This is a genomic window from Knoellia sp. AC549 (assembly GCF_979258975.1).
This window is the reverse complement of the sequence record NZ_OZ409890.1, coordinates 921,150-941,255: the sequence shown is the minus strand read 5'-3', so window position 1 is coordinate 941,255 and position 20,106 is coordinate 921,150. Positions and strand designations below refer to the sequence as shown.

Genomic DNA, 20,106 nt, shown 5'->3' with positions numbered 1-20,106 from the left:
GGGCCCAACGGGGCACAAAGTCGGTGTGCTGGCTCAGGCCTGCTTGGCGAGCTGCACGTCGATCGTCAGCGAGATCTTGTCGGAGACGAGCACGCCGCCACCCTCGACAGCCGCGTTCCAGGTGAGGCCCCAGTCCTTGCGGTTGACGGTCGTGGTGGCCTCGAAGCCGGCCTTGGTGTTGCCCCACGGGTCCTGTCCCACGCCACCGAAGTCGACGTCGAAGGTGACGGACTTGGTGACGTCCTTGATGGTCAGGTCGCCGGTGAGGGTCTCGCCGTCGAAGGCGGTCGAGCGGAAGGTCATGGTCGGGAACTGCTCGGCGTCGAAGAAGTCGCCGCTGCGGAGGTGGGTGTCGCGGTCCGCGTTGCCCGTGTCGACGGAGGCGATCTGCGCAGTGACGTCGACGACCGACTTCGTGATGTCCTCGGCGACCTCGACGGTGCCGGAGACCTCGCGGAACGAGCCGCGGACCTTGCTCACCATGAGGTGGCGGGTGACGAAGCCGACCTCGGTGTGGGTCGGGTCGATGGCCCAGGTGCCGGGGGCCAGCGCGATGTCGGTGGTGGTGGTGCTCATGTGGAGACTCCTTGAGGGTGGTGGGTGCCTGTCGCGGGTTCCAACGACCGACAGGTCATCAATATTTCAACAACTTGGAAGATTCTAGGTGAACAACGGGTCAGGAGCTCGTCAAGGGGCCGCTAACCTGTCCCCGTGGCCGCCTCGGAGAACCCTGCGACCCGTTGGCTGACGCAGGAGGAGCAGCAGGCCTGGCGGGCCTACCTGCGCGCCCATCGTGAGCTGCAGGTGGCCCTCGACCGGGACCTCACCGACTTCGGCCTCAGCCTCCCCGAGTACGAGCTGCTCTCGATGCTCTCCGAGCAGGAGGGCGACCGGGCCCGCATGTCGGTCCTCGCCGACCTCGTCGTCCAGAGCCGCAGCCGGGTCACGCACACCGCCAAGCGCCTCGAGCAGCGAGGCTGGGTGCGCCGTGAGCCCACCCCCGAGGACGGCCGCGGAGTCGCGCTCGCCCTCACACCCGACGGCCGGCGCATGATCGAGAGCGTCGCCCCCGTCCACGTCCACTCCGTGCGGGCGAACTTCATCGACCTGCTGACCGAGGCTCAGCTCGGCTCGCTGCACGACTCCTTTGCCAAGGTGCGCGCGCACCTCGTGCCGGGTGCCCGGGCGGACGACGAGATCCACTGAGGCGGACAATGGACGCATGACGTCCAGCCCCACCACGCCCGCCACCCCCGCCGACCCGCGTTCCGACGCCCCTGCCTCTGCGGCCCTGCTCGAGCGCGCCACGCGGGTCATCCCCGGTGGGGTGAACTCGCCGGTGCGAGCCTTCCGCGCCGTCGGTGGCACGCCCCGCTTCATCGCCTCCGCACAGGGGCCGTGGCTCACCGATGTGGACGGGCGTCGCTATGTCGACCTGCTCTGCTCCTGGGGGCCGATGATCCTCGGCCACGCCCACTCCGACGTGCTCGAGGCCGTGCGCACGGCCGCCGACAAGGGTTTCTCCTTCGGCACCCCCAGTGAGAACGAGGTGCTCCTCGCCGAGGAGATCGTCGCCCGCATCGACCCGGTCGAGCAGGTCCGCCTGGTCTCCTCCGGGACCGAGGCGACGATGAGTGCCATCCGCCTCGCCCGCGGAGTCACCGGTCGCTCCGTCATCGTGAAGTTCGCCGGCTGCTACCACGGGCACGTCGACGCGCTCCTCGCCGCCGCGGGGTCCGGGCTCGCGACCCTCGCGCTGCCCGACTCCGCCGGCGTCCCCGTCGAGATGACCGCCGACACGATCGTCGTGCCCTACAACGACGTCCCCGCCCTCGAAGCGGTCTTCGCCGCCCGAGGCGGTGAGATCGCCGCCGTCATCACTGAGGCAGCCGCCGGCAACATGGGCGTCGTCCCGCCCGCGCCGGGCTTCACCGAGGCCCTGCGACGCGTCACGCGCGAGCACGGTGCCCTGCTCGTGTCCGACGAGGTCATGACCGGCTTCCGGTGCAGCAAGGCCGGCTGGTTCGGTCTTGAGGGGCCGTATGCCGCCGGTGCACCCGACATCTTCACCTTCGGCAAGGTCATGGGCGGCGGCTTCCCTGCGGCCGCCTTCGGGGCCAGCGCCGAGATCATGGCCCACCTCGCGCCTCTCGGCCCGGTCTACCAGGCCGGCACGCTGAGCGGGAACCCTGTCGCCACGGCGGCGGGGCTCGCCACCCTCGAGGGCTGCACCGAAGACCTCTATCCCCGCCTCGAGGTCACGGCGCGCACCATCGCCGACGCGGCGAGCGCAGCCCTGGCCGCCGAGGGCGTCGCCCACACCGTGCAGTGGGCGGGCTCGATGTTCTCGGTCTTCTTCCGGGACGGGCGCGTCACGAACTATGACGAGGCGCGAGACCAGGACACGGCGGCATACGGGCGCTTCTTCCACTCCATGCTGGAGTCCGGGGTGCACCTGCCGCCGAGCGCGTTCGAGGCCTGGTTCGTGAGCGGTTCGCACGACGACGAGGCGGTCGGGCAGGTCGTCGAGGCACTGCCGGCGGCCGCGCGCGCTGCCGCCCACGCCGGCTGACCGGACCCTCAGGTTCGTTTGCGACAATCGGTGCATGAGTCCGACTGACCGCACGGTCGTGCACCTCGTGCGGCACGGCGAGGTCCACAACCCCGACCGCATCCTCTATGGTCGGCTGCCCGAGTTCCACCTCTCCGACCTCGGTCACGAGATGGCCGAGCTCGTCGCAAGCCACCTCGCGGACCACGACATCACCCACGTCATCTCGAGCCCGCTCGAGCGGGCGCGCGAGACGGCAGCGCCGATCGCGGCGGCCCACGGCCTCGCGGTCGAGCTCGACGAGCAGGCGCTCGAGGCCGTGAACGCCTTCGAGGGCCGCGCCGTCGCCGGAGGGAAGGGAATCTTCCGCGACCCGAGGCTGTGGGTGCTCATGGTCAACCCGATGCGTCCGTCCTGGGGCGAGCCCTATGCCGACCTCGCCGCCCGGATGCAGGCTGCCGTCGACGCGGCGCGCGACCTGGCCCGCGGTCACGAGGCCGTCATCGTGTCGCACCAGGCGCCGATCTGGATGCTGCGCCTGGCGATCGAAGGCCGCCGCTTCGTCCACGACCCGCGCAGGCGTGAGTGCACCCTCGCGTCGCTCACCTCCCTCACCTATCGCGGAGACGAGCTCGAGTCGCTCGCCTACAGCGAGCCCGCCGCCGCGCTCCTTCCGCTTGCCCACTCGGGAGCCGGTGCATGAGTCGTCGAACCACCCGGTATGCCGTGTCGCGCGCTGCCGTCTCCGTCGCCGCTGTCTGTGCGCTCGTCGCGCTGGGAGGGTGCTCGTCGGACCCCAACTCGATCGCCGAGCAGGCCAAGCAGGGTGACCAGAAGGGCTACATCGCCGGCAACGGCGCGATCGAGCAGATCCCCGTCGACCAGCGCCTCGACCCGATCACCCTCGAGGGCACGACCCTCGACGGCGAGGACTGGTCGAGCACGTCGGTGCGCGGCGACGAGATCGTCGTCGTCAACATGTGGGCGTCGTGGTGCGGACCGTGCATCAAGGAGATCCCGGACCTCCAGAAGGTCTGGACCGATGTCCAGGCTGCCAAGAAGCCGGTGCAGTTCATGGGCATCAACTTCCGCGAGGGGCCCGAGCGTGGTGCCGCCCTCGCCGAGAGCCAGAAGATGACCTACCCGAGCCTCAGCGACAAGCCCGGCCTCCTCCTGCTCGCCTTCGGCCGTCAGGCCCCGACCAACACGCCGTCGACGCTCATCCTCGACCGCGAGGGCCGGGTCGCGGCCCGGGCCAACGGTCCGGTGACCGCCACGACGCTGCAGGGCCTCATCGATGACGCTTTGTCGGGCTCCGAGTCCTGACGCTTCATGTCTGACACGATCGCCTCAGGTGCCCTGCCCCTCGCCGTCCTCGTGGCCGCACTGGCAGGGCTGGTGTCGTTCGCCTCGCCGTGCGTGCTGCCGCTGGTGCCGGGGTTCCTCGGCTACGTCACGGGGTTGAGCGACACCGCGCTGGAGCAGCGGTCACGCAGCCGCATGGTGCTCGGGGCCTTGCTCTTCGTCCTCGGCTTCGCGGTCGTCTTCGTCCTCGGCTCGATCTTCGTCGCCACGCTGGGCCGCTCGCTCCTCGAGCACCGTGTGCTCCTGATGCGCATCGGGGGAGTGCTCGTCATCCTCATGGGGCTCGTCTTCCTCGGCGTCGGCGGTGCGAGCTCGCAGCGGCAGTTCGGGCCGACCTGGCGGCCCCGGGCCGGGCTTCTCGGGGCGCCGGTGCTCGGCGCCGTCTTCGGCCTCGGGTGGGCGCCGTGCACCGGCCCGACCCTGGCCGCCGTCCTCACCCTGTCGGCCTCGACCACGAACCCGAGCACCGGACGGGCGGTCATCCTCGCCACGGCATACGCGCTGGGTCTGGGACTGCCCTTCATCCTTGCGGCGGCCGGCATCGAGAGGTTCGGCGCGGTGTCCGGGTGGGTGCGGCGGCACCACCGGGTGATCCAGTACGTCGGTGGTGGGCTGCTCATCGTCGTCGGAGTGCTCCTGCTGACCGGGGTCTGGGAGGACCTCACCGTGTGGCTGCGCGCCGAGCTCGTGTCCGGCTTCCAGGTGGTGATCTGATGAGCCTGTCCACCCAGCCCACCGACCCCCGCCGCGACGAGGGCGTCATCCAGCCCAGGCTGGGCACGCTCGGACTGCTGCGCTTCGGCTGGCGCCAGCTGACCTCGATGCGCACCGCGCTGTTCCTGCTGCTGCTGCTCGCCGTCGCCGCGCTGCCGGGCTCGATCTTCCCGCAGCGCTCCATCGACGCCGTCCGGACCGCCGACTGGATCGCGCGCCACGAGACGGCCGGCCCGATCCTCGACACGCTCGGCCTCTTCGAGGTCTATGCCTCACCCTGGTTCGCGGCGATCTACCTGCTGCTGCTGGTCTCGCTCGTCGGCTGCGTCCTGCCGCGCTCCAGGGTCCACTGGAAGGCCATGCGTTCCCAGCCGCCGCGCGCCCCGAAGCGGTTGGAGCGACTGGCTGCCCACGAGAGCGTGACCGTCGACGGCTCCCCCGAGGAGGTGCTGGAGGACGTGCGAGCAGCGCTGAAGTCCGCGCGCTTCCGCACGCACTCGCACGACGACGCCACGGTCTCCGCCGAGAAGGGCTACCTCAAGGAGACCGGCAACCTCTTCTTCCACCTCGCGCTCATCGGGGTCATCCTCGGCATGGCGGCGGGCCACCTCCTGGGGTGGAAGGGCGATGTCATCCTCCCGGTGGGTGAGACCTTCGCCAACACCGCCGGCCGCTACGACACCATCAGCCCCGGGCCGCTCGTCGACACCGCCGACTTCCAGCCGTTCACGATGAAGCTCACCCGCTTCGACGCCGAGTTCGAGACCGATGTCAAGGGCAAGGGCCAGTTCGGCTCCCCACGGGACTTCACGGCATACGTCGACTTCACGAAGGAACCCGGCGCGGAGCCGGAGAAGAAGCTCATCCGGGTCAACGGACCCCTCGAGACCGGCGGTGGCACGGCCTTCCTCCTCGGCAACGGCTACGCCCCCCGGATCACCGTGAAGAACGCAGAGGGCAAGGTGACCTACTCCGAGCTCACGCCCTTCCTCGCGCAGGACAACAACTACAACTCGGTGGGTGCGGTCAAGGTTGCAGGGGCGGGGCCGGCGGGCAAGCAGCTCGGGTTCGCCGGGCTGTTCCTGCCGACGGCCGTCCTCGACGAGCAGGGGCCGCGCTCGGTCTTCCCGGACGCGCTCGAGCCGGCCCTCGCGCTCTCGGCCTTCGAGGGGACGCTCTTCCCGGGGGGTCGGCCGCAGTCGGTCTACTCGCTCGACACCGCCGAGATGACCCAGCTCGAGAACAAGGCCGGCACCGACCTGCTGCGCATCTGGCTCACGCCCGGGCAGACCTTCACGCTGCCCGGCGGGCAGGGCTCGATCACCTTCGACGGGGTCGAGCGCTTCGCCGGCATCTCGATCCGCAACGACCCCGGCAAGGAGGTCACGCTCGTGTCCTCGCTCGTGGCCCTGCTGGGGCTCATCCTGTCGCTGACGATCCGTCGGCGTCGGGTCTTCGTCCGGGTTGCGTCCGCCGACGACGAGGGCCGTACCGTAGTGAGCATCGGCGGCCTGGCCAAGGACGACGACGAGGGCATGGGCGAACAGCTCGAAGATGTCCTCACGCGACTGAAGGAACGACGCACGTGACACACGAGAACCTGGCGACCTACGCCAACCTCAGCCTGTACTCCGCGATGGCGGTCCTCACCCTCTCCATGCTCGGGTATGCCGCGTACCTCGCCGGCTGGTTGCCCGCCCGTGACGCCGTGAGCGAGTCCCAGACGGTGGACGTCGAGGATCGCGAGCTCGTCGCTGCGGGTGCAGGCTCGGGCACCGCCGACTCGTGGTCCGGCGACGCGTCGCCGGCGACGTCGCCGTCGACCACGGCCGACGTCGATGCCGGGGCCGAGGTGCCCTTGCGGGCGCGCAAGGCCGGTGGCGTCGCCCAGACCCTCGCGCTGCTCGGCACGATGCTCCTGTTCGCCTCTGCCGCGCTGCGCGGCTGGTCGGTGGAGCGCTGGCCCCTAGGCAACATGTTCGAGTTCGGAGTCGCGGCAGCGCTGTTCACCATGGTGGTCTTCGTCCTCGGGGGGCTGCGTCGCGACCTGCGCTGGCTCGGTGTCTTCGTCGTCGCTCCCGTGCTCATCCTGCTCGGCCTTGCCAACACGATCTGGTACACCGAGGCGGCCGAGCTCATGCCGTCGCTCAAGAGCATCTGGCTCGTCATCCACGTCACCGTCGCGACGATCTCGGTGGGTTTGTTCGCCGTCGGCTTCGTCGTGGCCCTGCTCTACCTCGCCAAGGACCGGTTCGGCTCAGGCGCAGGCGGGCTCCGGGTGCTGCGTGCGCTGCCCGACACCCGCTCACTCGAGCGCCTGGCCTACGGGTTGCACATCATCGCGTTCCCGCTGTGGACCTTCACCCTCATCGCCGGCGCCATCTGGGCTCGCCAGGCCTGGGGCTCCTACTGGAACTGGGACCCCAAGGAGGTCTGGACGTTCATCATCTGGGTCGTCTACGCGGCATACCTGCATGCGCGGGTGACGCGCGGGTGGGGCCGGGGCTCGGCGACGTGGATCGCTGTGGCCGGGTTCGTCTGCATCATCGTCAACTACGCCGTCGTCAACGTCTACTTCGTCGGCCAGCACTCCTACTCGGGCCTCTGACATGGCGATGGTGCGCTACCTGATCCTGCGGACGCTCATCTTCGTAGGATGCCTCGCCGCGACCTGGCTGCTGGGCCTGCGTGACCGCGAGGACCAGTTCCTGGCCGTCATCATCGCCGCCGTGGCCTCGCTGGCGATCTCTGCCGTCGTCCTCAAGCCGTTCCGTCAGCAGGCGTCCGCGGCCATCGCCGAGCGCGTCGACCAGCGCCTGGAGCGCAAGCGGACGACCAGTGGCGACGAGCTCGCCGAGGACGCCGAGCAGGAGCGCCCGGGCGCCTCGACCAAGCGCGACGGCACCTCCGACTTCCGCTGACCGCCCGGAGTTCCGGCTGCCGTTGTGTCCTGTGAGGCGGGGGCTAGAGCACGCTTCTGACAGGACACACGCTCGGTTGCCGTCCACAGGCGGTGCTGACCGTCGGGCCCTGTCCACAGATTCGCTCTCGTCGGTGACTTGGCCGCGATGGCTGAACCACTCTGGCCTGCATGCCCACAAAGAGCCCGGGTGACCGGGAGCGCATCGCCGCTGAGCTCGCTGTCGACCATGACGGTGTCGTTCATCGAGCCGATCTGAGGCGTCAGGGCATTTCGAGGCACGATGTCCGCACCGAACTGGATGCCGGACGCTGGCAGCGTCAAGGTCGTCACACCCTCCGCGTCCTTTCCGTCGCGACGAGTCCCCGAGCGGCTTTCTGGACAGCGGTTTGGGAGAGTGGTTGGGGAGCTGTCCTCGATGGTGCGGCAGCTCTCGTGGCGCAAGGGATGACCGGGTTCGACCTTTCCACCATTGATGTCGCTCTCCCGAAGGGCGCAGGACTTCGCCGTGTGGAAGGTGTGACTCCGCACCTGCGACGCGACCTGGGACCGGTCATGGGCTCAGGCCTGCCGCGCGTCCGCCCTGAGACGGCACTCATCCGTGCAGCACAGTGGGCTCGCTCGGACCGTCAGGCAGCACTGATTGTCTGCCTACCCGTGCAACAGCGATTGGTGAGGCCGCAAGCAGTGTTGGCCGCTTGGGCTGCGGTGCATAGATCGCCGCGCCGGGTCCTCATCGACGCCGTGATCCGCGACGTGTGCGATGGCGCCCATTCGTTGGGGGAGCTGGACTTCGCCAAGTGGTGTCGGTCATACGGGCTGCCGCCACCCAGACGACAGTCGGTCAGAACGTCGGCCTCGGGCCGCGTCTACCTGGACGTCGAGTGGGAGGGGCTCGTCGTGGAGATCGACGGAGGGCACCACTTGACTGGGCTGAACCCGGTTGACGATGCGCTGCGGGCGAACGAGGTAGTCCTTGAGGGGAAGGCCGTGCTGCGCCTTCCGGTGCTAGGTCTGAGGCTGCAGCCGGACGCCTTCATGGCACAAGTCACACGAGCCGTCGAGCTCTATGTCCTGTCGGGTGCGGCCTAGGGCCCGCGTTTCACAGGACAGAAGTGAGTGTGGGCAGCCGGCGTCAGGCGAGGGTGTGCGAGAGGAGGACGCCGGCGGAGACCGCCACGGCATACGCCAGCTCGTACTTGCCCGTCGAGCCGAGCACCGGCACGAGCCGCCGCCCCTCGGCGCCACCCATGACGACGCGAACGGCGCCGACGATGACTGCGACCGAAACCAGGCCGAGCAGCGCCCAGGGCTCCCAGACGGCCATGACCGCGACGGCGAGGACGCTCACCACGATGAGCCCGAGCCAGAGGCGCCGGGTGCCGGCATCCCCGAGTCGCACCGCGAGCGTGTGCTTGCCCGACTCGGTGTCGCTGGGGATGTCTCGCAGGTTGTTGACGACGAGGATGGCGGACGCGATGGCGCCGACACCCACGGCCGCCGCCAGCCCGAACCACGAGAGGGCGCCGGTCTCGGCATACATGGTGCCCAGGGTCGCCACGAGCCCGAAGAAGACGAAGACGAAGATCTCGCCGAGGCCGCGGTAGCCATAGGGCGTGTCGCCGCCGGTGTACTTCCAGGCCGCGACGATGGATGCGACGCCGAGCGGCAGCAGCAACCAGGCCTCGGCGATCGCCACGAGGGCCAGCCCCGCGATGGCTGCGAACCCGAACGTCAGGAACGCCGCCGCCTTGACGCTCTCGGGCCGGGCGAGCTTCTGCCCGACGAGGCGCACCGGTCCCACGCGCGCGTCGTCGGTGCCCCGGATGCCGTCGGAGTAGTCGTTGGCGTAGTTCACGCCGATCTGCAGGGCGAGGGCGACGACTGCGGCGAGGATCGCGATCGCAAAGCTGGGCTCGGAGTGCTCGGTTGCGGCCGCGGTGCCGATGACGACGGGTGCGAGGGCAGCGAAGAGGGTGCGAGGGCGCGCGCCGGCGACCCACTGTTCGAACGTGGCCATGGGGTTTGGTGCCTACAGTCCTTTGAGGAAGTCGGGGTCGTCGTCGGGCCCGCGCGGCATCTGTCGACGCGGCGGGCGGGTCGTCTTGGGGCGACCGGCCACGAGCCACGCGATCGAGCCCGCGAACGGGAAGAGCAGGATGACGAAGACCCAGATGAGCTTGGGGAGGCCGCGCACCTGGCTGTCGTCGCTCTGGACGCAGTCGACGACGCAGTAGATCGACAGCGCGAGAGCGACGAGCAGGGGCAGGAAGCGGAGCACGGCCTCATTCTCCCACGGTCTCGAACAGCATTCGGATGGCCGCTCGGTCGGGCTTGCCCGGGCCTCGTGAGGGGAGGGCGTCGACCTCTCGAACCGCTCGGGGCAGGGCGTGATCGGGGAGTATGCCGCGCAGCCGGTCCCGCAGCTCGCTCACCGTGAGCGCTTTGCCCAGGACGGCCGAGGAGGCGGAGTCACGGACGACCGCCACAGCGACGACCTCGCCCCAGTCGCGGTCGGGGACACCGACGACAACGGCCTCGGCGACACCGTCGAGGCTGGTCACGGACTCCTCGACGAGGCGGGGCGAGACCTTGAGGCCCCCGGTGTTGACGACGTCGTCGATGCGGCCGTCGACGCGGAGCCGTCCGCTGTCGTCGAGGTGCCCGATGTCATCCGTGCAGAACACCCGCATCGTGGGTTTCCCACCCAATTCCCCCGATTCCCACGCGTGAGTTTCGGGGGAATTGGGTGGGAAACCCACCGGGAAGGCGGCGGCCGTGCGGGTCGGGTCGCCGAGGTAGCCGTGGGCCAGGGTGGCGCCGGCGAGATGGATGCGACCGTCCTGGTCGAGCAGCACCTCGGTGCCCTCGAGGGGCTGGCCGTCGTAGACGCAGCCCCCGGCGGTCTCGCTCATGCCGTAGGTCGTGACCGCCCTGATCCCGGCATCGGCTGCTCGAGCGAGGAGGTCCGGGTGGGTGGCGGCACCCCCGACGAGCACGGCGGCGAAGCGGGCGAGGCGCTCGGTGGCCCCACTGTCGGCCAGGAGGCGGGTGAGCTGGGTCGGGACGAGCGACACATAGGTCGGCTGGTTGTGGTCCGGCACAGCGTCCACGGCCTCGACCCAGGCCGCCGGCGTGAAGCCCGCGCGGAGGTCCATGACCTGCGGTGTCGTGCCGGCGACGAGCGAGCGGAGCAGCACCTGGAGGCCGGCGACGTGGTGCCCCGGCATGGTGAGCACCCAGTGGCCGGGGCCGGCGAGACGGCCGTGCGTGGCATCGATGCTCGCACGCAGGGCACGCGTCCCGAGCATCGCCAGCTTGGGGGCGCCGGTCGAACCCGACGTTCCCACGACCACCGCGAGGTCGCTGGGGAGGGACTCGGCATCGTGAGGCGGGACGTCCGGGTGAGGTGAGCCGGCGGCATACGGGGCAACGGGGTGGCCGCCACCGAGCGCGAGCTCGAGGCGCGGGAGGACGTCGAGCGCGGCCGCGCCCGAAGGCACCGCGAGCGGCTCGATCCTCATGCGGCTCACTCTAGGCAGCACAGGTCATCGTGAGGATGATGGGCGCATGGACCCTGAGTTCGCGGCCTATCTCGAGCGGGTTCGCGCGCACCGAGCCGAGCTGGGTGAGTCGCTCGCAGCGCTCGATGCCGCGTTGGCGCTGCCGGTGGGGTTGGGGGCGCTGTGGCGTCGGCGGGTGCGAGCAGCGCTCACCGAGCTGGAGCACGACCTGCGCGACCACCGCGCGATCACCGAGGAGCCGGGTGGGCTGTATGCCGACGCCGTGGCTCGAGCGCCCCGGCTCGCCTCCGTGTCCAAGCTGCAGATGGACGAGCACCTCGACTTCGTCGAGGTCGTCCAGCGCCTGCTGGGGGAGCGGGAGGCCGGCCTGCAGAGTGCGGATGCCGTTGCGGCACACCGCGAAGCAGCGACCCAGCTCGTCGGTCGGATCGTCCGTCACCGGCAACGGGGTGCCGACCTCATCTATGAGGCCTACGAGGTCGACATCGGCGGTCAGGGCTGAGAGGTCAGAAGTACCAGGGGAAGGGAGACCAGTCGGGGTCGCGCTTCTCGAGGAACTGGTCGCGCCCCTCGACCGCCTCGTCGGTCATGTAGGCCAGGCGCGTCGCCTCGCCGGCGAAGACCTGCTGGCCCATGAGCCCGTCGTCGACGAGGTTGAACGAGAACTTGAGCATGCGCTGCGCCTGTGGCGACTTGGACATGATCTCGCGGGCGACCTGGAGGGCGTCCGCCTCGAGCTCCGCGTGCGCCGACACGATGTTGACCGCCCCCATGCGGTGCATGTCGTCGGCGGTGTAGGTCCGGCCGAGGAAGAAGATCTCGCGGGCGAACTTCTGACCGACCATCTTCGCGAGGTAGGCCGAGCCGTAGCCCCCGTCGAAGGAGCCCACGTCGGCATCGGTCTGCTTGAACCGGGCGTGCTCGCGGCTCGCCATCGTGAGGTCGCAGACCACGTGCAGGGAGTGCCCGCCACCGGCCGCCCACCCGTTCACGAGGGAGATGAGGACCTTGGGCATCGTGCGGATGAGGCGCTGGACCTCGAGGATGTGGAGCCGCCCGCCCTCGGCCTTGACCCGGCGCTCGTCGACTCCCGCGGCTGTGTCGTCGTCGGCGTCCTCGGCGGCGTACTGGTAGCCGCTGCGGCCGCGGATGCGCTGGTCGCCGCCGGAGCAGAAGGCCCACTTGCCCTCGCTGCTGGTGCCGGAGGGCCCGGGGCCGTTGCCGGTGAGCAGGACGACGCCGACGTCGGGGCTGCGGCGGGCGTGGTCGAGTGCGCGATAGAGCTCGTCGACGGTGTGCGGCCGGAAGGCGTTGAGCACCTCGGGTCGGTCGAACGCGATGCGGACAGCGCCAAGATCACGGGCCCGGTGGTAGGTGATGTCGGTGAAGTCGAACCCTTCGACCTCGTCCCACGCCGCCGGGTCGAACGTCTCACTCACACCATCGATCGCAGTCACGTGTCGGAGCCTAACCGCCGGTCAGGGCGGGGCGGGCTCAGCGCTGCCAGCCGTAGTCGTGGTTGCCCTCGGCCTTCGCGAGGTCCTCCGGGACGACGACGAAGACGGTCTTCTCGGGCTCGTCCGCCAATGCGTCCGGGTCGACCCTTCCGTCGGGGTCGACGGTCTCGAGGTGGGCGCGCAGGGCCTGCTCGGCGAAGTCGTTCCACGTCAGGCCGGCACCCTTGGCGTAGCGGCGGGCCTGCTTGAGCAGTGCTGAGTCGATGCTGATCGTGGTCTGCATGGCTCCATGGCATCCCACAGGGCCACCCTTGGCAAGGCGAGAGCTGTCGAAGAACCCGGTGGGCCGCCCGTCACGTCGCGGGTAGGTTCGGTCCATGTCCCTCCTCTGGTACACCGTCGTCATCGACTGCCACGACAACGCTGCCCAGGCGCGTTGGTGGGCGCAGACACTCGGCTGGAAGATCGGGTACGAGGACGACGAGGAGGTCGTCATCGCTCCGCCGGACGCGACCGAGGATCCCGTCGAGACCCTGGAGGAGTGGCGGCTGCAGCGCCAGGAGCTCGTCTTCGTCCGCGTCGAGGAGGGCAAGACCCTCAAGAACCGGCTGCACCTCGACCTGGCTCCGCACACCACCCAGGACCGTGATGCCGAGATCGCCTCGCTCCTCGACCGGGGTGCTGCCCTGGCCGACGTCGGTCAGCCGGACGACGTCACGTGGACTGTCCTCACCGACCCTGAGGGCAACGAGTTCTGCGTCCTCTCCGCACGCGACCGGTGACCGAGCCTTCGCTCCAGGACCTGCTCGCCTCGCTGCGGGTGGTCTCGATCCCCATGCGGGTGACCTTCCGAGGGGTGACGGAGCGCGAGGTGGCGCTCGTCGAGGGCCCGGCAGGATGGGGCGAGTTCGGTCCGTTCCTCGAGTACGCGCCGCCGGAGGCCAGTCGCTGGCTCGCGGCGGCGGTCGAGGCTGCCTGGCACGGCTGGCCCGCGCCTCTGCGTGACTCGATACCCGTCAACGCCACCGTGCCGGCCGTCTCGCCTGACGCGGTTCCCGGTGTGCTGCAACGGTTCCCCGGGACCACGACGGCCAAGGTCAAGGTCGCCGAACATGGACAGACCGCAGACGACGATGTATGCCGTGTCGCTGCGGTCCGCGATGCCATGGGACCTCACGCTCGGGTCCGGATCGACGCCAACGGCGCATGGGACGTCGACACGGCGAGGGACGTGCTCAGTCGGCTGGCGGCATACGACATCGAGTATGCGGAGCAGCCGTGCGCGAGCGTCGAGGAGCTGCGAGATCTGCGAGTTCTCCTGGCGCGCAGCGGAGTCGACATCCCCGTCGCTGCCGACGAGTCGATCCGCAAGGCCGAGGACCCCATGCGCGTGCGTGACCTCGAGGCGGCCGATCTCATCGTCATCAAGGCCGCGCCGCTCGGAGGAGTGCGACGGGCGTTGGACATCGTCGCTGAGTGCGGCCTGCCCGCAGTCGTCTCGTCAGCCCTCGACACCAGTGTCGGCATGGCCGCGGGCGTGGCGCTCGCGGCCGCGCTGCCGCAGCTCGACCATGCCTGCGGGCTGGGCACGGTGGCCCTGCTCGACGGCGACGTGGCGACCGAGTCGCTGGTCCCGGTGGGTGGCGCACTTCCGGTGCACCGCGTCGCCGCCGACCCAGAGCTGCTGGACCGCTGGGCCGCCGCTGAGGACCGGGTCCAGTGGTGGCGTCGGCGGGTCACCGCATGTTGGGCCCACGACGGGGTAGGGCACCGCCATGCTTGACGTGCGCTGGATGTGGATGTTGCTCGACACCGTCGAAGCCGACGCCGGACGGTCCGAAGCGTTCTGGCAGCGGGTGACTCGCACCGACCTCTCTGACCGCCAGGGCGACAACGACGAGTTCGTGTCCCTGAAGCCCCGGCGAGGAGATGCGTGGGTCGCGTTGCAGAGGGTGGTCGAGGGCGGCGGAGTCCACCTCGACCTCGCCGTCGACCAGCCCCTGACGCAGGCCTCCGCCGACGCTGTCTCCCTCGGCGCAACCGAGGTCTCGCGCACCGACGGCCTCGTCGTCCTGCGCTCGCCGGGAGGCCTCCCGTTCTGCCTCCTGTCCTGGAGCGACTGCGGATCGCCGGACACGCAGGTGCGAGAGGGCGAGCCGGACCTGCTCGACCAGGTCTGCATCGACATCCCCTCCGACGGGTACGCCCGCGAGGTCGACTTCTGGGAGACCCTCACCGGGTGGCCGAAGCGTCCCGGCTCGCTTCGGGAGTTCGTCTCCCTGACGCGACCGGACGGCATACCGGTGCGGTTGCTGCTCCAACGGCTCGAGGAGCCGAGCGGCACGGTGCGGGGCCACGTCGACTTCGCGTGCGTGGACCGCGTCGCGAGTCGAGAGGTGCATCTCGCTGCCGGTGCGAGCGTCGTCTCCGAGCACGAGTTCTGGACCGTCATGCGTGATCCCGTCGGACGGACCTACTGCCTCACCCACCGAACGCCCTAGGGTCGCAGGGTGGCGCTGCTCCTCGACCTCGAACCGTTGCGGAGCAATCCGGACTACCGGCGCCTGTATGCCGGGTTCACCCTCTCGAACGTCGGCTCCCAGCTCGCTGTCGTCGCCATCGGCCTCCAGGTCTACGACCTGACGCGGTCGACTGCGTCGGTGGGCGTCGTCGGCCTGTGCGCCCTCGTCCCCCTGGTCGTCATGGGGCTCTACGGCGGCACGCTCGTCGACCACTTCGACCGGCGCATCGTCGGCCTCGTCGCCCAGTCGGTCGCGTTCCTCGTGAGCATCCTCTGTGCGCTGCAGGCGTGGTTGGGCAACACCCAGGTGTGGGTGCTCTACGCGCTCGTCGCCGCCTGGAACGCTGCCTTCGCCGTGTCCTCACCGGCGAGGACCTCGATCTACCCACGCATCCTTCGGCGTGACCAGCTGCCGGCCGCCAACGCCCTGTCGGTCTTCGCGATGAACGCGTCGATGACCGTCGGGCCGCTGCTCGCGGGCGTCCTCGTCGACTGGGGTGGCTTCCGGACGGCCTACACCGTCGATGCGGTGATCACTACTGCGGCGCTGTGGGGCCTTGCCCGACTGCCCTCTCTCCCACCGGAACCGGCGCGCGACATCGGTGAGGGCGCGGCCAGGTCCCGACCCGGCATACGCTCCGTCCTGGACGGCTTCGCGTTCCTCGCGACCCGGCCCAACGTGCGCATGACCTTCATCGCCGACATCTGCGCCATGGTGCTGGCGCAGCCGCGGGTGCTCTTCCCGGCGGCGGGCGCGGTGATCTTCGGGGGAGGGGCGACCACCGTCGGCGCCCTGTCGGCCGCGGCCGCGGTGGGTGGCATCGGGGCGATGTTCTTCTCCGGACGCCTCGGCTCCGTGATCCACCAGGGTCGAGCGATCCTCATCTCGATCGTCGGCTGGGGCGCCGCCATCGCCGGGCTCGGAGCAGCGATGCTCGCGGCCGGGGACGTCCTCACCCGTGGCCAGGCGCTGTGGGTCGGGCTGGTCGCCATGGCTGTGGCCGGGGCCGCGGACTCGGTGAGCGCCGTCTTCCGGACGACGATCCTGCAGTCCGCCACCCCCGACCATCTGCGCGGTCGGCTCCAGGGTGTGTTCATCGTCGTGGTCGCGGGCGGACCGCGACTCGGGGAGCTGCTCGGCGGCTTCGTCGCAGAGAACGTCGGCGAGGGCCGGACGGCCGTGATGGGCGGGTTCGCCTGTGTCGCAGCCATTGTCGTGCTGGCCAGGGTGCAGTCCGGCTTCCTGCGCTACGACGCCCGCGACCCCACCCCCTGACGTGCCAGGGGACGGGGTCGAGGCCTGCTGGTGGGGACCGGCGGTCCACCAGCGAGGTGGTCGTGCAGCTCAGTCGTCGAGTGCGACCGCGAGGTCGGTGACGCCGGCAACCCGGAGCTTGCCGATGGCCGGTGCGGCGCCGGTGAGCAGGTCGACACGGTGCACGGTGCTGCCGACGACGGCATACGCCTTGACGCTCTTGGTCTTGCCGCGGCGCAGGTCGCTGTAGATGTCGAAGCCGATGTCACCGGAGACGTCCGCGGCGAGCGAGCCCGTCGCCGCGGTCGAGCCCGCGTTGGCCGGGGACTGGATCGCGACCTGGTCGCGCTCGGTGTCGATGACGAAGAGCGTGGTCGCAGTGGCGGTGTCGAGGTCGTTGTTCGTGTACGCCGCGGCCGTGACTCCCGTGGCAGGCACGGTGCCCGTTGCGGGGGCGACTGCCGGTCGGGTCAGGGGTCCGTCGACGATGGCGGCGGCAGCGGTGGCAAAGGGAACGCGCAGGTTCGTGCCGTTCGAGCTGACGATTCGCAGGGCGTTCGCTGCCGGGTTGAAGTCCACGCCATAGGCGCTGCTGCCATCGAGCGTGACTCGGGGGCGGTCCTGGAGAACGGCCTTGCCGCGACGCGGGTCGAGGACATAGATGCCGCCTTGGTTGCCGACGCCGTAGAGCTCCCCGTTCTGCACTCGGTAGTCGATGCCGATGAGGGCGGTGTCCTGGGCGAGGCCGGTGACCTTCTGCGGGCTCGACGCCCGGCTCGGACGGTCGGGGTCGAAGCCCACGAGGGTCGTGCCTCCCCCTGCGAGGCCGACAGCTTTGGCGGAGCCGAATGCGGAGGCAGCGGGAACGGTGCCGAGTCCGACAACGAGCACGGCGCCTGTGACGGTGAGTGCGATGGACGTCTTCTTCATGAGGAATCTCCTGTGTCTGAGGCTGCAAAGGTGGTGGTACGAGCAATCAGGCAAGGTCGGCGCGCATCACCTCCTCATCGCTGGGGTCACGGACGACAACGGCACCCACCTCGGCGCGCAGTGGTGCGGCGTTGAAGCGACAGACCATGAGCACGTCCGGCACCGAGAGGAACGACCCGGCGTCGGTCGCGCCTGTGGGGGTCTCAAGCTGGACGCGGTAGACGTTCCCGGGGGGCAGGTCACGAACGTCGAGCAGGACCTCGGTGCCCCAGGTGTGGTTGATCAGACGGCCCCGAGCCGTGGCTCCCGCGGGAACACCGGTGAGGGCCAAGGCCTCTGTGGGCACGGTTGGCGTCGCCTCGCCTTCGAGTACGCCCCGACCCATACCTCCGCCGATCACGCCCGCGCCGGCGGCTGCGATCCCCACGAGCAGGGTGCGTCGGCCGTGGCGATTGCCCCTGCGAGGTGATCTGCCCGCGGCAGCCTGCTGCTCGGCGCGCAGCTGCTCGGCGGCGAGACGCACGGCGGCCACTCGCTCGCTCGGCGGTTCTCGCCCTTCGTCGTATCCCAAGGCCCGTCCCACCTCCAGCAGGTCGTCGTCGTCGCGCAGGTCCCACATGTCGTTGATCGCGTTGTCCTTCGGGTCGTCTGTCATCGGCTCAACTCCTCGTACTCAGCGCGTAGCCGTTGGAGGGCACGGCTCTGGGCCATCCGGACCGCGCCCGGGCGCTGGCCCGTGAGGGTGGCCACCGCCTGGGCCCCCAGACCTGACACCACACGGAGCTCGAGCAGCTCCTGCTCGGGTGCGGTCAGCCTGGCGAAGGCGCGGCGGACGATGTCGTGCTCGACGAGCATCCCCACGCGGAAGGCGGGGTCAGCCGCGCCCGGGGGAGCACCGTGGTGCCGCAGTCCCTCGGCAGCCGGCTCGGAGAGCGTGGCTGGGTCGGCAGCCGAGGTCCGGGCGTCGACCCGGTAGGTCTCGAGCACCACGTTGCGCGCGATCCCGAAGAGCCAGCCGTCGATGCCGGCGTCACCCGACACGAACCCGTCGATGCGGTGCATGGCGCGCGTGATCGTCTCGCTCACCGCATCCTCGGCCGCGCCGTCGGTGGAGAGCCGTCGTCGCGCGTAGGCGAAGAGGCGCGGGTAGGCGCGGCGATAGATCGCCTCCCACGCATCGGGGTCGGCGGTGCGCGCCCTCTCCACGAGGCGCTCCAGCTCCGTCGGTGATGTGTCCATCACCTGCTCATGACACACGCAGGCAGTTCGTCACAGACGAGTTCAGCGATTGCGTGACGACCCGGAGAAGCTCAGCGTGAACCGGGTGGGGAAGGGCGGGTCAGGCGGGGCGGTGGCTCACAGGCCGAGGGTCGCTGTTGTCGCGACCACAGGTGCCGTCAGCCCTTGACGTCAAGGTCGAGGCCCAGAAGTGCGTTCTCGACGACCTCGGCGAGGGCCGGGTGGATCCAGTACTGACCACGGGCGACCTCACGGGCGCTCTGCCCGAAGGACGCGGCCTGGATGAGGGGCTGGATGAGGGTCGACGCGTTGGGGCCGAGGCAGTGGGCGCTGAGGATCCGACCGGTCGTCGGGTCGGCATAGACCGTGAGGATGCCGGTGGTGTCCTCGAGCGCCCACCCGTATGCCGTGTCACCGAAGGCCTGCGTCTTGGCCACGTAGGGCGTCCCGGCCTCGTCGAGCTCGGCGCCCGTCGGTCCGAACGCCGCGATCTGGGGATGTCCGAAGACGGCGTGCGGCACGAACCGGTGGTCTGCGTCGAGTGGTGTCCCGCCCTCGACACGGCCGGCGTCGACGGCGATGTTGTGGGCGACGATGCGTGCCTCGTGGTTGGCGACGTGCTTGAGCTGCCATGAGTTGGCGACGTCGCCCAGGGCCCATACGCCCTCGGCGGTCGTGCGCTGCTGTGCGTCGACGACGACCACGCCGCGGTCGTCGAGCTCGATGCCGCCGGCCTCGACCTCCAGCCGGGCGCCGTTAGGGGTGCGTCCGACGGCGACGAGCACGGCGTCGACCTCGACGTCGGTGTCACCGTCAAGGCCCTTGAGGCCGAGCGTCCACGTGCCATTTTCGGATCGCGTCGCCGACGAGACCACGGTCTCGAGGCGGACGTCGTGCCGTCCCCGCGCCAGCTCGGTGTAGCGACGAGAGATCTGGGCATCCTCGACCCGCAGCAACGCCGCCGACCGCTGGATCATGGTGACCTCGACGCCGAGCGCATCGAACACGTGCGCGAACTCGCACGCCACGAACCCGCCGCCGACGATCGCCATCCGTCGTGGCAGCTCGTCCATCCGCATGACGGTGTCGCTCGTGTGGACGCCATGGGTCGGGTCGACGCGGTCCAGGCCGTCGATGTCGAGCAGGTCGGCCCGTGACCCCGCAGCGACGACGACCCGGTCGGCGGTGATCTCCTCACCGGTCGACAGCGCCAGGTGACGGTCGCCGACGAACCGAGCGGTCGCGGCATACAGGGTCACGAATCCCTGGCTGCGGCGGTAGCGCTCACCACCGGCGGAGATCTGGTCGATCCGGTCGGTGAAGATGCGGTCACGGATCGCGGGCCAGTCGACCTTGACGTCGCGACTGATCGTCACGCCGAGGCGCTGGGCCTCACGCGACTCGATGACCCGGTCGGCGGGCAGGACGAGCATCTTGGTCGGGATGCAGCCGACGTTGAGACAGGTGCCGCCGAACGTGCCCTCCTCGACGATCGCGATGTCGAGGCCTTCGAGCTCGGGAGTGACGAGTGAGTTGCCCGACCCGGTTCCGATGATGATCAGGTCGTGGTGCGTCGCCATGCCTTCAGCGTATGCCGCCTGCCCAAGGTTTCCTCTGGCTGTCGGTGTCG

The 20,106-nt window shown here is 70.0% G+C and carries 24 protein-coding genes; 14 read left to right on the top strand and 10 right to left on the bottom strand.

The genetic code is table 11. The annotated features are described in order from the left end of the window. Positions 1-33: 33 nt before the first annotated feature. On the bottom strand, positions 34-576 hold the full coding sequence (locus ACZZ98_RS04575) for a YceI family protein (protein WP_463515134.1): 543 nt from the start codon (positions 574-576) through the stop codon (positions 34-36). A gap of 135 nt (positions 577-711) precedes the next feature. On the opposite strand from ACZZ98_RS04575, the gene ACZZ98_RS04570 reads away from it, so the two are divergent. The 9 genes from ACZZ98_RS04570 to ACZZ98_RS04530 all read left to right on the top strand — a co-directional run bounded on the left by ACZZ98_RS04570 (position 712) and on the right by ACZZ98_RS04530 (position 8,642). Beyond that, entirely contained in the window at positions 712-1,206 is a 495-nt protein-coding gene (locus tag ACZZ98_RS04570; protein WP_463515133.1) for a MarR family winged helix-turn-helix transcriptional regulator, read from the top strand. Between the two features lie 16 nt (positions 1,207-1,222). Beyond that, complete coding sequence (gene hemL, locus ACZZ98_RS04565) at positions 1,223-2,572, top strand: glutamate-1-semialdehyde 2,1-aminomutase (protein ID WP_463515132.1); 1,350 nt, start codon at positions 1,223-1,225, stop codon at positions 2,570-2,572. Between the two features lie 34 nt (positions 2,573-2,606). Next, positions 2,607-3,254, top strand: a complete 648-nt coding sequence (locus ACZZ98_RS04560) for a histidine phosphatase family protein (RefSeq protein WP_463515131.1) — start codon at positions 2,607-2,609, stop codon at positions 3,252-3,254. Then, a complete protein-coding gene (locus tag ACZZ98_RS04555) occupies positions 3,251-3,877 on the top strand; it encodes a TlpA family protein disulfide reductase (protein WP_463515130.1) in 627 nt (208 codons plus the stop codon). Before ACZZ98_RS04560 ends, ACZZ98_RS04555 begins: the two co-directional genes overlap by 4 nt. 6 nt (positions 3,878-3,883) lie before the next feature. After that, a complete protein-coding gene (locus tag ACZZ98_RS04550; RefSeq protein WP_463515129.1) occupies positions 3,884-4,630 on the top strand; it encodes a cytochrome c biogenesis CcdA family protein in 747 nt (248 codons plus the stop codon). After that, a complete protein-coding gene (gene resB, locus ACZZ98_RS04545) occupies positions 4,630-6,219 on the top strand; it encodes a cytochrome c biogenesis protein ResB (RefSeq protein WP_463515128.1) in 1,590 nt (529 codons plus the stop codon). The genes ACZZ98_RS04550 and resB overlap by 1 nt, the downstream gene beginning before the upstream one ends. Next, entirely contained in the window at positions 6,216-7,238 is a 1,023-nt protein-coding gene (gene ccsB / locus ACZZ98_RS04540; RefSeq protein ID WP_463515127.1) for a c-type cytochrome biogenesis protein CcsB, read from the top strand. Before resB ends, ccsB begins: the two co-directional genes overlap by 4 nt. 7 nt (positions 7,239-7,245) lie before the next feature. Beyond that, the gene (locus ACZZ98_RS04535) at positions 7,246-7,551 is read left to right on the top strand and encodes a DUF4229 domain-containing protein (protein ID WP_463515126.1); all 306 of its coding nucleotides are present in this window, start codon (positions 7,246-7,248) and stop codon (positions 7,549-7,551) included. 899 nt (positions 7,552-8,450) lie between these two features. Next, positions 8,451-8,642, top strand: a complete 192-nt coding sequence (locus ACZZ98_RS04530) for a PDDEXK family nuclease (protein ID WP_463515125.1) — start codon at positions 8,451-8,453, stop codon at positions 8,640-8,642. A 43-nt stretch (positions 8,643-8,685) separates the two neighbouring features. On the opposite strand, the gene ACZZ98_RS04525 is transcribed toward ACZZ98_RS04530, so the two are convergent. The 3 genes from ACZZ98_RS04525 to ACZZ98_RS04515 are packed head-to-tail and all read right to left on the bottom strand — an operon-like array spanning position 8,686 to position 11,074. Next, a complete protein-coding gene (locus ACZZ98_RS04525; RefSeq protein ID WP_463515124.1) occupies positions 8,686-9,570 on the bottom strand; it encodes a 1,4-dihydroxy-2-naphthoate polyprenyltransferase in 885 nt (294 codons plus the stop codon). A gap of 12 nt (positions 9,571-9,582) precedes the next feature. Beyond that, positions 9,583-9,831: a PLDc N-terminal domain-containing protein gene (locus ACZZ98_RS04520; RefSeq protein WP_463515123.1), complete on the bottom strand. Its 249-nt coding sequence runs from the start codon at positions 9,829-9,831 to the stop codon at positions 9,583-9,585. Positions 9,832-9,835: 4 nt separating this feature from the next. Beyond that, the gene (locus ACZZ98_RS04515; protein ID WP_463515122.1) at positions 9,836-11,074 is read right to left on the bottom strand and encodes an AMP-binding protein; all 1,239 of its coding nucleotides are present in this window, start codon (positions 11,072-11,074) and stop codon (positions 9,836-9,838) included. 46 nt (positions 11,075-11,120) lie between these two features. Here ACZZ98_RS04515 and ACZZ98_RS04510 point away from each other — a divergent pair, with 46 nt between their 5' ends. Continuing rightward, on the top strand, positions 11,121-11,576 hold the full coding sequence (locus ACZZ98_RS04510; protein WP_380085796.1) for a hypothetical protein: 456 nt from the start codon (positions 11,121-11,123) through the stop codon (positions 11,574-11,576). Between the two features lie 4 nt (positions 11,577-11,580). Here ACZZ98_RS04510 and ACZZ98_RS04505 read toward each other — a convergent pair whose 3' ends face one another. Next, positions 11,581-12,531, bottom strand: a complete 951-nt coding sequence (locus tag ACZZ98_RS04505) for a 1,4-dihydroxy-2-naphthoyl-CoA synthase (RefSeq protein WP_463515121.1) — start codon at positions 12,529-12,531, stop codon at positions 11,581-11,583. Between the two features lie 37 nt (positions 12,532-12,568). After that, positions 12,569-12,814, bottom strand: coding sequence for a hypothetical protein (locus tag ACZZ98_RS04500; protein WP_463515120.1), 246 nt, complete (start codon positions 12,812-12,814; stop codon positions 12,569-12,571). Between the two features lie 94 nt (positions 12,815-12,908). Here ACZZ98_RS04500 and ACZZ98_RS04495 point away from each other — a divergent pair, with 94 nt between their 5' ends. Genes ACZZ98_RS04495 through ACZZ98_RS04480 form a run of 4 tightly spaced genes read left to right on the top strand, consistent with a single transcriptional unit; the run spans position 12,909 to position 16,328 of the window. Then, positions 12,909-13,313, top strand: coding sequence for a VOC family protein (locus ACZZ98_RS04495; protein ID WP_463515119.1), 405 nt, complete (start codon positions 12,909-12,911; stop codon positions 13,311-13,313). Continuing rightward, a complete protein-coding gene (locus ACZZ98_RS04490; RefSeq protein WP_463515118.1) occupies positions 13,310-14,314 on the top strand; it encodes an o-succinylbenzoate synthase in 1,005 nt (334 codons plus the stop codon). The genes ACZZ98_RS04495 and ACZZ98_RS04490 overlap by 4 nt, the downstream gene beginning before the upstream one ends. Next, complete coding sequence (locus tag ACZZ98_RS04485) at positions 14,307-15,032, top strand: VOC family protein (protein ID WP_463515117.1); 726 nt, start codon at positions 14,307-14,309, stop codon at positions 15,030-15,032. The genes ACZZ98_RS04490 and ACZZ98_RS04485 overlap by 8 nt, the downstream gene beginning before the upstream one ends. Positions 15,033-15,041: 9 nt before the next feature. Continuing rightward, entirely contained in the window at positions 15,042-16,328 is a 1,287-nt protein-coding gene (locus tag ACZZ98_RS04480; RefSeq protein ID WP_463515116.1) for an MFS transporter, read from the top strand. 69 nt (positions 16,329-16,397) lie between these two features. Here ACZZ98_RS04480 and ACZZ98_RS04475 read toward each other — a convergent pair whose 3' ends face one another. The 4 genes from ACZZ98_RS04475 to ACZZ98_RS04460 all read right to left on the bottom strand — a co-directional run bounded on the left by ACZZ98_RS04475 (position 16,398) and on the right by ACZZ98_RS04460 (position 20,056). Continuing rightward, positions 16,398-17,237, bottom strand: coding sequence for a DUF4394 domain-containing protein (locus ACZZ98_RS04475; RefSeq protein WP_463515115.1), 840 nt, complete (start codon positions 17,235-17,237; stop codon positions 16,398-16,400). Positions 17,238-17,283: 46 nt separating this feature from the next. Beyond that, the gene (locus ACZZ98_RS04470; RefSeq protein ID WP_463515114.1) at positions 17,284-17,892 is read right to left on the bottom strand and encodes a hypothetical protein; all 609 of its coding nucleotides are present in this window, start codon (positions 17,890-17,892) and stop codon (positions 17,284-17,286) included. Next, positions 17,889-18,476, bottom strand: a complete 588-nt coding sequence (locus ACZZ98_RS04465) for an RNA polymerase sigma factor (RefSeq protein ID WP_463515113.1) — start codon at positions 18,474-18,476, stop codon at positions 17,889-17,891. The genes ACZZ98_RS04470 and ACZZ98_RS04465 overlap by 4 nt, the downstream gene beginning before the upstream one ends. A gap of 158 nt (positions 18,477-18,634) precedes the next feature. Continuing rightward, a complete protein-coding gene (locus ACZZ98_RS04460; RefSeq protein ID WP_463515112.1) occupies positions 18,635-20,056 on the bottom strand; it encodes a mycothione reductase in 1,422 nt (473 codons plus the stop codon). Positions 20,057-20,106: the final 50 nt, after the last annotated feature.

Excerpts from the sequence above, each read along its gene's own strand:
- ACZZ98_RS04575 (WP_463515134.1), bottom strand. The coding sequence starts at position 576 with ATGAGCACCACCACCACCGACATCGCGCTGGCCCCCGGCACCTGGGCC.
- hemL (WP_463515132.1), top strand. The coding sequence starts at position 1,223 with ATGACGTCCAGCCCCACCACGCCCGCCACCCCCGCCGACCCGCGTTCC.
- ACZZ98_RS04560 (WP_463515131.1), top strand. The coding sequence starts at position 2,607 with ATGAGTCCGACTGACCGCACGGTCGTGCACCTCGTGCGGCACGGCGAG.
- ACZZ98_RS04555 (WP_463515130.1), top strand. The coding sequence starts at position 3,251 with ATGAGTCGTCGAACCACCCGGTATGCCGTGTCGCGCGCTGCCGTCTCC.
- ACZZ98_RS04550 (WP_463515129.1), top strand. The coding sequence starts at position 3,884 with ATGTCTGACACGATCGCCTCAGGTGCCCTGCCCCTCGCCGTCCTCGTG.
- resB (WP_463515128.1), top strand. The coding sequence starts at position 4,630 with ATGAGCCTGTCCACCCAGCCCACCGACCCCCGCCGCGACGAGGGCGTC.
- ACZZ98_RS04535 (WP_463515126.1), top strand. The coding sequence starts at position 7,246 with ATGGTGCGCTACCTGATCCTGCGGACGCTCATCTTCGTAGGATGCCTC.
- ACZZ98_RS04525 (WP_463515124.1), bottom strand. The coding sequence starts at position 9,570 with ATGGCCACGTTCGAACAGTGGGTCGCCGGCGCGCGCCCTCGCACCCTC.
- ACZZ98_RS04515 (WP_463515122.1), bottom strand. The coding sequence starts at position 11,074 with ATGAGGATCGAGCCGCTCGCGGTGCCTTCGGGCGCGGCCGCGCTCGAC.
- ACZZ98_RS04510 (WP_380085796.1), top strand. The coding sequence starts at position 11,121 with ATGGACCCTGAGTTCGCGGCCTATCTCGAGCGGGTTCGCGCGCACCGA.
- ACZZ98_RS04500 (WP_463515120.1), bottom strand. The coding sequence starts at position 12,814 with ATGCAGACCACGATCAGCATCGACTCAGCACTGCTCAAGCAGGCCCGC.
- ACZZ98_RS04495 (WP_463515119.1), top strand. The coding sequence starts at position 12,909 with ATGTCCCTCCTCTGGTACACCGTCGTCATCGACTGCCACGACAACGCT.
- ACZZ98_RS04485 (WP_463515117.1), top strand. The coding sequence starts at position 14,307 with ATGCTTGACGTGCGCTGGATGTGGATGTTGCTCGACACCGTCGAAGCC.
- ACZZ98_RS04475 (WP_463515115.1), bottom strand. The coding sequence starts at position 17,237 with ATGAAGAAGACGTCCATCGCACTCACCGTCACAGGCGCCGTGCTCGTT.
- ACZZ98_RS04470 (WP_463515114.1), bottom strand. The coding sequence starts at position 17,892 with ATGACAGACGACCCGAAGGACAACGCGATCAACGACATGTGGGACCTG.
- ACZZ98_RS04465 (WP_463515113.1), bottom strand. The coding sequence starts at position 18,476 with ATGGACACATCACCGACGGAGCTGGAGCGCCTCGTGGAGAGGGCGCGC.
- ACZZ98_RS04460 (WP_463515112.1), bottom strand. The coding sequence starts at position 20,056 with ATGGCGACGCACCACGACCTGATCATCATCGGAACCGGGTCGGGCAAC.